Origin of the sequence: Catenulispora rubra, from assembly GCF_015356825.1 — a bacterium.
In the GTDB taxonomy this organism is placed as follows: domain Bacteria; phylum Actinomycetota; class Actinomycetes; order Streptomycetales; family Catenulisporaceae; genus Catenulispora; species Catenulispora rubra.
On the sequence record NZ_JAACYW010000116.1, the window covers coordinates 23,129 to 32,698 of the forward strand.

At 71.4% G+C, this 9,570-nt stretch carries 7 protein-coding genes and 1 pseudogene; 1 reads left to right on the forward strand and 7 read right to left on the reverse strand.

Going from position 1 to position 9,570, the window contains the following annotated elements; genetic code table 11:
- Positions 1 to 168: 168 nt before the first annotated feature.
- Positions 169 to 1,728: an NAD(P)/FAD-dependent oxidoreductase gene (locus GWK61_RS28030; protein ID WP_323747793.1), complete on the reverse strand. Its 1,560-nt coding sequence runs from the start codon at positions 1,726 to 1,728 to the stop codon at positions 169 to 171.
- 59 nt (positions 1,729 to 1,787) lie between these two features.
- Positions 1,788 to 3,854 carry a DUF2142 domain-containing protein gene (locus GWK61_RS59830; RefSeq protein ID WP_194913176.1) on the reverse strand — a complete coding sequence of 689 codons (2,067 nt, stop codon included), beginning with the start codon at positions 3,852 to 3,854 and terminating at the stop codon, positions 1,788 to 1,790.
- A gap of 217 nt (positions 3,855 to 4,071) precedes the next feature.
- Here GWK61_RS59830 and GWK61_RS28040 point away from each other — a divergent pair, with 217 nt between their 5' ends.
- Positions 4,072 to 6,429 (forward strand): hypothetical protein, encoded by a 2,358-nt coding sequence (locus GWK61_RS28040; protein ID WP_194913180.1) that lies wholly within the window; start codon positions 4,072 to 4,074, stop codon positions 6,427 to 6,429.
- Here the strand turns inward: GWK61_RS28040 and mutM are convergent.
- From mutM to GWK61_RS28065, 5 genes and pseudogenes are all read right to left on the reverse strand, one after another.
- On the reverse strand, positions 6,377 to 7,258 hold the full coding sequence (mutM, locus tag GWK61_RS28045) for a bifunctional DNA-formamidopyrimidine glycosylase/DNA-(apurinic or apyrimidinic site) lyase (RefSeq protein WP_194913187.1): 882 nt from the start codon (positions 7,256 to 7,258) through the stop codon (positions 6,377 to 6,379). The two genes, GWK61_RS28040 and mutM, sit on opposite strands and share 53 nt — an antisense overlap.
- Before the next feature lie 46 nt (positions 7,259 to 7,304).
- Positions 7,305 to 8,135: a ribonuclease III gene (rnc, locus tag GWK61_RS28050; protein WP_194913191.1), complete on the reverse strand. Its 831-nt coding sequence runs from the start codon at positions 8,133 to 8,135 to the stop codon at positions 7,305 to 7,307.
- A 23-nt stretch (positions 8,136 to 8,158) separates the two neighbouring features.
- Positions 8,159 to 8,332, reverse strand: a complete 174-nt coding sequence (rpmF, locus tag GWK61_RS28055) for a 50S ribosomal protein L32 (protein ID WP_015796566.1) — start codon at positions 8,330 to 8,332, stop codon at positions 8,159 to 8,161.
- Between the two features lie 4 nt (positions 8,333 to 8,336).
- Entirely contained in the window at positions 8,337 to 8,951 is a 615-nt protein-coding gene (locus GWK61_RS28060) for a YceD family protein (protein WP_194913193.1), read from the reverse strand.
- A 276-nt stretch (positions 8,952 to 9,227) separates the two neighbouring features.
- Positions 9,228 to 9,570, reverse strand: a pseudogene (locus GWK61_RS28065) (hypothetical protein); the annotation flags it as partial.

A 9,570-nucleotide genomic window follows, 5' to 3' on the forward strand; every position in this document is an offset into this window, starting at 1 on the left:
ATCTGGAAAGACCCGCGGCATCGCCGTGTACTGCGAAAACTCGACCTCGTTCAGCAGGGCCCCGATCCGGCACCAGGCGGGACCGGGGCGGCGCTTGTCAGACCTTCCGGTCCGACTGCGCCTGCGTCTGCCCAGCCCGGCGGCACGGCAGGATCGGCGCGCAGCGCGTCAGACCTTCTGGTCGGTCTGCGCCTGCGCCTGCTCGACCCGGCGGCGCGGCAGGATCGGCGCGTCGCGGCCGGTGCCCGAGGTGCCGGAGGCTTGCCGCTCCGAGCCCTCCTCGTGGTACTCCTCCTCGACGTTCACCGACCACACGTCGTGCGTGGTGCCGGTGGCGATGTTCTCGGCGGTGAGCATCGCCGTCATCATCGAGTGGTCCTGGTTGTTGTAGCGGTGCATGCCGTTGCGGCCGACCGGGTGCACGTTCGGCACCTCGCGCGCCAGCCACTCGCGGATCACCTCGACGTTGCCGCGGTAGTACTCGTCGTAGACCGGGTACGCCTTCGGCATCCGGACCACGTAGCCCTCCTCGACGGCGTCTGAGGACACCAGGCCGAGGGCTTCGAGCTCCTGCGCGCCCTGCTTGATCAGGACGTCGTCGGCGGCCTCCCACAGGTCGTCGCCCTCGGAGACGAAGTACTCCAGGCCCAGGCAGGTGCGCCCCTCCTTGACCAGGTACGGCGACCAGGAGCCGAAGTTCTGGATCCGGCCGACGCGCACGCCGGGGGTGTGGATGTAGATCCAGTTGTCGGGGAACCCGGCCGACTCCGGGACCACCAGCGCGACGGTGAGGAAGTCGCGGTAGCGCAGGTCGTCGGCGGCGGCCAGGACCTCGGCCGGGGCCGGCGGGTCCAGGGCGCGCACCAGCGCGGAGATCGGCATCGAGGACACGACGTGGTCGGCCGGGACGGTGCGCTCGCCGGCGGCGTCCTTCACGGTCACCGCGACGGCGCCGCCCTCGGCCCGGTGCACGGTCTTGACCCAGGTGTTCATCACGACCGAGCCGCCGCCGTCGGCGACCAGGTCGCGGCAGCGCTCCCACATCATGCCGGGGCCGTACTTCGGGTACTGGAACTGCTCGATCAGGCTGGTGATCTGCTTCTGGTTCCGCTTCGGGGCCAGCGCGTTGGCGACCGCCTTGAACAGCGACAGGTTCTTGATGCGCTGGGCGGCCCAGTCGGCCTCGATCTCGTTGGCCGGCATGCCCCACACCTTCTCGGTGTAGGTCTTGAAGAAGATCGAGTAGAGCCGGAAGCCGAAGCGCGCGGCGACCCAGCCCTCGAACTTGGTCTGGTCCTTCGGCGGCTTGATCTGCGCCCACATGTAGGAGCCGACGCAGCGCGCAGCCTCGACCAGGCCCAGCCCGGACAGCGCGTTGCCGGCCTTGAGCGGGTAGTCGAACAGCTTGCCGCGGTAGTGGATGCGGCTCATGCGCGGCCGCATCAGGAAGTCCTCGTCGGGCAGGATCTCGTGCCACAGCGCCTCCACCGGCCCGGCCTTGGTGAAGAAGCGGTGGCCGCCGATGTCGAAGCGCCAGCCGCCGCGCTCCACGGTCCGGCTGATGCCGCCGACCACGTCGTCGGCCTCGAAGACCGACGGCCGCACCCCGGACTTGACCAGCTGGTAGGCGGCGGTCAGCCCGGCCGGCCCGGCCCCGATGACGACGACGGCGGGCGCGTCGGGCGCGCCCTGTCCGGATTCTGGCGCTTGCGAAGAGATTGTTGACACGACGCACCAACGATCCGATAGGCGCCGAGTAACGCGTATTACGCCAATAGGTGATGGAACTAGGAGTTTGCCGGCTCTGGTACCACCTGCGATTCGGCCGGCGCCGCGGAGGCCGCGGGGACAGTGCTCGGGGCTGCCGTCGGGGCGGCCGTCAGGACCGTCCTCGTCACAGGAGCGGAAGGCGTTTCGGCGGCGGTGGCGGCCCACACGACGGCGATCAGCACGACGGCCCCGAGCCCCGCGACGACCAGCACAGCGAGCGACCCGACGGCCGGATGCCAGGAACCGGCGAGCGGGTTCAACGGGGCGTTCGGCCCGGCCTGCACCCGCGACATCTCCACAGCGAGCACCCAGAGCTGACAGAACGCGGCGCCGACGGCGACCAGGCGCGGGATCCGGCGCCGCAGCACCGGCGGGAGCTCCATAGCCGGTCCGGACGCCAGCAGCACGGCCGTACCGGCCAGCCCCGGCAGGAAATAGCGGCCGTACTGGGACCAGCCGAGCGTGCCGAGGTACTTGATCTCCAGCACGACGGTGATGCCGAGCGAGGCCGCCGCGACCGCGAGTGCGACGGCCACCACGCGCCGGCTCCGCAGCATCGCCAACGGAATCAGCACCAGAGCCGCGAGCGCAGCCCACAGCATCGGGGCCCACGACGCGGGCGCATCCAGCGCGAACGCCTCGGAGAACCAGCCGCCGACCCGGTTCACCGCGATCACCCGCAGCAGGGTGCTGACGCGATGGTCGGCGGGGTGCACGGCGATGAGGGTGTGGGTGACCTTGGAGTTGCCGGACAGCACATTCCAGGCCACCGCCGCCACTCCGACGACGAACCACGCGACGGCGACGCGGTGGGCGGCGCGCCAGCGAAGCAGCTCCCCGACCCGGCCCCGCTCGGCCGCCAGCAACGTGCCGCCGACCGCGAGCGCGAACCAGAACGGGCCCTCGGCGCGCACCGTGAGGACGACGGCGCCGGAGATCGCGGCGAGGGCGAGGAGGGCGGGCTGCGAGACCGCTGCGGCGGCGGAATCCGCGCGCATCGCTTGGCGGACCCGCTGCGGCATGGCGGCCAGAGAGAGCCGGGCTGCGGAGCCGGGTTCGGAGGTCAGCAGATCAGACCTCGGCTCAGCTGATGACCCGGTCGCAGAAACTCCACGCAATCGCCGCCACTGCTGCGCGCTAACCGGCGATCGCCGAACCGCATCCGCGTGCGCCACAGCGTTGGCCTCAGCTCGCCGCCAACGCAATCCACCGGCCGGCGACCGTCGCGCCGCAGCGCCCAGCTCGGTCTCCGCCAGCCCCGGCCCCGCCGAGGCCGCCCGGCCCAGCGAAGCGCGCATCGCCGCCCCCGGCCGCGCCAGATCCACCAGGCACACCCACAGCAGCACCGCCGCCGAGATCTCGATCCCGTTCGGGTTCACCGTCGAGTTCAGCGCGATCGTCGTCGGGGTCAGCACCGTCAGCAGTGCGGCCAGCAGCAGCGGGCGCCGGGTTCGCAGGGCCACCAGCGCGGCCGCCGCCACGAACGCCGACGCCAGCAGTGCCGCGAGGATGCGGCTCAGCAGGATGCCCGTCATGGTCGGCCAGAAGCGCAGCGGGCCGCCGACCGCGAGGTAGTACAGCGGGTTGTAGCGCCCCACCCAGGACACCACGCGTACCTTCGCGTGGGTCGCCGGGGCCGGGTGCTGGCAGCTCGCCGCGCGGGCGACCCAGCTTTCGTCCTGGTGGAAGTTCGGGAAGTAGACGCACAACGCGTTCGGCGGCAGCAGGCTCTTGGGGACCTCGTAGGCCGCTCCCGGGCGGTGCACCAGCGGGTCCTCGCCCTGCGGTGCCAGCAGGTGGCCGGTCACCGCCCCGTAGGCGCGCTCCAGGTGCTGGCGCTCGTCGGTGGTGCCGTCCGGCGGCATCGCCAGGGACCAGGCGACGGCCAGCAGAGCGAAGGCCGCGAAGGCCGACAGCCAGGTGCGGCGGACGAATGCCTGGCGGGACTGGCGGTTGAAGGTCTGGCGGTTGAAGGTCTGGCGGTTGAACGCCTGGCGGTTGAAGGCCTGGCGCTCGAAAGTCCTGCGCCGCGAAGCCTGTCGCTTGAACGCCTGGCGCTGCCGCGCGGGCACGGTCCGGGACACGGGTCAGCCTCCTGTGACGGGCGCGGAATGTCCTGCGGACGCTAGACCACCGCCGCCCCCGCGGGCCGTGCGGACACACGTGCGTCACCGGAAGCGGTGAACATCCAAGCCGTTCGGCGCAGCAGCCGGTGCCGGGGGCGGCTGTGGCTCGTTGAACAGTCTTGGCGCGCGTCCCGTCCGCGAAGCGCGTCCTGCGCCCCGCCCGAGGAGTCCTGCGTTGAGTGTCACGCCCCCGGCCCTGCGGCCGCCGGCCCCCCGTCGTCCCACCGCCGACGCGGCGGCCGGCCCCGGTCCCGGTCCCGGCCTCCCGCCGAAGGGCCGGCTGCCCCGGCCCTTCGGCGGTACAGACCTCGGCGCCGCCGTGCTGGTCGCCGTCGTCGTCGCGGTGCTGGCGCAGATCCCGCTGCTGACCAACCGGTTCTTCTACCTGTGGGACGACAGCGCCGCGGAGTTCCTGCCGGTCTGGCACCGCATCGGCACCGATCTGCTGGCCGGGCACTGGAACCCGCTGGTGCCGGGGATGTGGAACGGCGGCAACTTCGCCGCCGAGGCGCTGTTCGGCATCTGGAACCCGGTCGAGCTGCTGGACTCGGTGTTCACCGCGCTGACCGGCGACCTGCTGATCGCCGCGATCGTGATCAAGACCCAGTTCCTGGTGCTGCTGACGCTCGGCATCTACGCGGTCTGCCGCGAGTACCGCGCCGGCCGGGCTGCCGCGGCCGTCGTCGCCGTCGCGCTGCCGTTCTCCGGCTTCACGCTCTACTTCGACGCCGCCTCCTGGATCGCCGGCCTGATGGGCTTCGCCTGGACCGCGCACTTCTGGTGGTCGGCGCGCCGGTACATGCGCGGCCGGCTGAACCCGGCGGTGCCGATCTTCTTCGGCCTGATGATCGTCACCACCGGCAACCCCTACGGCCTGCTCGGCATGGTGGTCGTGGCGTGCGCGCTGGCCGTGGAGTCGCTGACCGCCCACGACCGGCACGCGATCCTGCGGCTGGCCGGGGTGAGCGCGGTCGCGGCTTCGGCAGCCGCGCTGGTGTTCCTGCCGCTGGTGCTCAGCGCCGGGGTCACCACGCGCTCGCCCGGCTCGGGCATCATGAACACCGGCTTCCTGGTCCCCGGCGTCGGCGATCTGCTGAACCTCAGCGCCCCGGCGTACCTGCCGCACTCGGTGTCGTGGCACATGGCGTTCTGGTCGGTGCCGGCCACGTATCTGGCCTGGTTCATCGCGCCGCTCGCGCCGTGGCTGGACTGGCGGCGGGTCATGCATCGGCCCCGGACGCTGATCGGCGTCGGCCTGCTCGCGGTCGTGTACCTGGCGATGGCGGTCGGCCCCTCGCAGATTTGGCTGTTCCGCTGGCCGCTGCGCGTGATCGAGTACGCCTACCTGGGCCTGTGCATCGTCCTCGCCAAGGCGCTCACCGAATCGCCGCGCACCGACCTGGCCCGCCGCCGCACCGCGGCCACCGCGGTGATCATCCTGGTCGGCGGCTACCTGTCGTGGTCGGCGCAGCCGGGCCGGGCCGAGACGGTCATCGCCGCGACCGTGCTGGTCGGCGCGCTGTCCTGGCTGATGGTCCGCAAGGTGCGCGCCGGACGTCCGCTGTCCCGGCTGCTGATCGGCGGGACGGTGGCCGTGCTGGGCTTCCAGGCCGTGGCGTTCCCGGCCAACCAGAACGTGACCGACTGGCACCCGCAGCACGATGTGGCCTCGATGAAGCAGCACTTCGGCACCCTGTACCAAGGCAACACCCTGATGGTCGGCGACCCGCTGACCGAGGCCGACCGGCTGGGCCGCCGCCGGGTCTGGCACGACCTGCCCGGCGGCAGCCTGCTCCAGGTGGCCGGGGTGACGAGCCTGAACAACTACACCGGCGTCTCCTACCGCGCCTACATGCGACACCTGTGCATGTCGTACTACGGCGGCACCTGCCAGTCGCTCTACACCAACCTGTGGCGCAAGGACACCGACTCCCCCGCCCAACTGGCCGACCTGCTGCGGCTCCAGACCGTCGTGGTGCAGACCCAGCAGCACGTGCTGGACGCGCTGAAACCGCCAGTGGTCCCGGGCAAGAAGCCCGCGAAGCCGCTGACGGTTCCGACCGGCTGGAGCGTGCGCGCGCTCGACGACCACACCGCGCTGCTGAGCCGTCTCAAGCCCCTGCCATGGCCGAACGGACGGGTGTCCTACACCGCGCCGAGCGCACACATCACCGCGGACGACATCGCCTCGGACGGCGTCGGCGAAACCGTGCGCTACACGGGTTCCGGCGAAGTGCGGATCGCGGCGCTGCTCTGGCCGGGGTGGCGGGCCACCGTCGACGGACACCAGGTGCTGTTGAAGGGCACTGATGTCGGGATCATCAAGGTTCTGCTTCCGCCGTCCCGCAAGGGCGGCAGCGCGCTGAAGATCAGCTTCCGCCCGCCGGGCTACAAGATCGGGCAGGCGATGGCGCTGCTCGGCCTGTGTCTGGCAGCGCTGATCATCGGGCTGTGGTTCCGCGGAAAGCGACGACTCCGGGTCAGCGAGGCAGCCGCTGGCACTTCGGACAGAAGTAGCTCGACCGGTTCATGAAGGACTCGCGCTTGATCGGCGTGCCGCACCGTTCGCAGGGTTCTCCTTCGCGGCCGTAGGCATGCAGCGACCGGGCGAAGTAGCCGCTCTCGCCGTTGACGTTCACGTAGAGGCTGTCGAAGGACGTGCCGCCGACGGCGAGGGCGGCGGTCATCACCTCGCGCGCGCCCTGGAGCACGCGGTCGGTGTCGGGGCGCCGCATCTTCGAGGTGGGCCGGTCGTAGTGCAGGCGCGCGAGCCACAGGGCCTCGTCGGCGTAGATGTTGCCGATGCCGCTGACCCGCGTCTGGTCCAGCAGCGCGCGCTTGAGGCCGGTGTCCCGGCGGCGCAGCTCGCTGTGGAAGTGGTCGACGTCGAACTCCGGGTCCAGGACGTCGCGCGCGATGTGCACGACCGAGGACGGGACGACGACGCCGTGCCGGTCCTGCTCCAGCTTCTCCAGCGCCATGCCGCCGAAGGTGCGCTGGTCCACGAAACGGAGTTCGGGACCGTTGTCCGTGAAGGTGAAACGGATGCGGAGGTGCTTCTCGTCCGGCGTGCCCGCAGGCTGCACCAGGAGTTGGCCGCTCATTCCGAGGTGGCCGGTCACGGCCTCGCCGACACTGACGCCGCCCTCGCTGCCCTCGCCGAGCGGCAGCCACAGGAACTTGCCGCGACGCTCGGCGCTGAGCAGGGTGAGCCCGGCGACGCGGGCCGCGAAGGCCTCGGGACCGTCGGCGTGCCGGCGGGTCGCGCGCTCGTGCAGAACCTCAGCGGTGGCGACGGTGCGCCCGACGGCCCAGCGCTCCAGGCCGCGGCGGACGACTTCTACTTCTGGCAGTTCGGGCACGCGCTGAGCGTACCGAAGGCCACCGTCAGAAGATGTCCGCCGCCCCTCAAGAAGCTTCCGCAGCCTCATCCGGCTCGATGTCGTAAGGACCATGCGTGAGCTTCCGGTCCCCCGCAGCGCCGGGCAGCACGCCCTTCGCGGCCAGCGCCTCCGCGTGGGTCTCGCGGATGGTGCGCCACGCCTCCTCGGCGGCCTGCTGTTCGGCTTCCTTCTTGGAGCGGCCGGAGCCGTGGCCGTAGACCTCGCCGGCGACGCAGGCGTCGGCTTCGAAGAACTTGTCGTGGTCCGGGCCGGTCTCGGTCACCCGGTAGTCCGGGACGCCGATGCCGGCGACCGCGGTCAGCTCCTGCAGGGAGGTCTTCCAGTCCAGGCCGGCGCCGAGGGTGGCCGAGGTGGCGATCAGGGGTCCGAACAGGCGGCGGACCAGGTCGAAGGCGACCTCGATGCCGTGGTCCAGGTAGACCGAGCCGATCAGCGCCTCGAGGGTGTCGGCGAGGATCGAGGCCTTGTCGCGGCCTCCGGTGGTCTCCTCGCCGCGGCCCAGCTTGACGTAGTCGCCCAGGCGCAGGCCGCGGGCCACGTCGGCCAGGGCCTTGGAGTTGACCACGGCGGAACGCAGCTTGGCGAGCTGCCCCTCGGGCAGCTCGCTGTGCGTGGTGTAGAGCGTGTCGGTGACCACCAGGCCCAGCACCGAGTCGCCGAGGAACTCCAGGCGCTCGTTGGTGGGCAGGCCGCCGTTCTCGTACGCGTACGAGCGGTGGGTGAGGGCCCGGTCGATGAGCCGGGCGTCCACGGGCAGGCCGAGTCGGGCGATGAGGTCCTCCGGCGGGGCGGAGGCTCCTGTCCCGCCTTTGCCGGACTTGTTCGTAGACGCCACAGCTATCGAGATCTCCGGGTTGCTCAGACCTCGACGACCTGGCGGCGGTCGTAGGTGCCGCAGTTCGCGCACAGGTGGTGCGGGACCTTCGTCTGGCCGCAGTTCTCGCAGGCCACCAGGGTCAGCGGGGCGGCCTTCCACTGGGCACGGCGGGAACGGGTACGGCTGCGGGACTTCTTGCGCTTCGGGACGGCCACGGGCCTACTCCTGGTCTCGGGCGGGCGGGGCGACCGGCGCCGTACCGCTGTTGCTTGCTACTTGGTCCTTCAGGTCCGCCAAGGCCGCCCACCGGGGGTCGGCGGTCTCGTGCGAGTGGTCCGGGTCGTCGTTCAGGTTCGCGCCGCATTCGGGGCACAAACCCTGGCAGTCGTCCCGGCACAGCGGTGCCGACGGCAGTGCGAGCACCACCGCGTCGTGCACGACCGGCTCGAGGTCGAGCAGATCGTTGACGAGGAACACCGCGTCCTCGTCGCCTCCCGTGTCTTCACCCGGGAAGAAGTACAGCTCCTGGAACTCCGCCTCGACCTCGAGGTCGAGCGGGTCCAGGCAGCGGACGCACTCCCCGGCGACGGCGGCACTGGCGGTACCGGTCGCCAGGACGCCCTCGACGACGGCTTCCAGCCGCACGTCGAGGTCCACGTCCGAGCCCGCCGGCACGTTGGCGACTCCGTCCTTGTCCCCGATGGACTCCGGCGCCGGAACGGTCTCGTGCAGCTTGCGCATCGAACCCGGGCGCCTGGCGAAGTCTTGGGTGTCCACGACATACGGCGAGCGGGGGTCGGGCTGCGCCGGATGCTTCGGCGTCGTGCCAGGCATGATCCCTCTATCGTCGTGTGTGGTGGACCTCAAGGCGAAAGGCGTGCGTCAGCCTTCGGCAGTCAGGCAGACGACCACGATAGCCGAGGGCCGGGGTGTGGGCCAAACCCAGAGCCGCTTCGCCCGCCCGGGCAATGCTCCAGGGTGCCGCGGCGAGGTCCGCGGCACGCCCTGGGCGATCTTCAGACTGTGACTCTCAGTAGTTACGAGACTCGGTGATTGTGAGACTCGGTGATTGTGAGTCTGAGTAATTGCGAGTCTGAGTAATTGTGAATCTCAGTAGCTGACGACGACCTCGCCGCCGGCTCCCGGCCGCGGGTCCACGTTGTCGCCGCCGCCGTCGCCGCCGAGCCCGGCGCCGTCGGCGTTCCCGGTCCCGCCGCTGCCGCCCACGGCGCTGGTGGAGCTGCCGGCTGCGGAGCCGCCGGTGGCGTCCCCGCCCGGGGTCACCGTGGCGCCGATGGCCTGCCCCTGGGAGACGCACGCTCCGTCCCGGCCGCCGAGGCCGGGCAGGCCGCCGTAGCCGCCGTCCTCCGCGCCGACCGAGCCGGCGGCGCCGCCCCAGCCGCCGGAGGCCACGACGTAGGTGTTCAGGTCCGCGGTGGCGAAGGTGCTGGCG

Excerpts from the sequence above, each read along its gene's own strand:
- GWK61_RS28060 (WP_194913193.1), bottom strand. The coding sequence starts at position 8,951 with ATGCCTGGCACGACGCCGAAGCATCCGGCGCAGCCCGACCCCCGCTCG.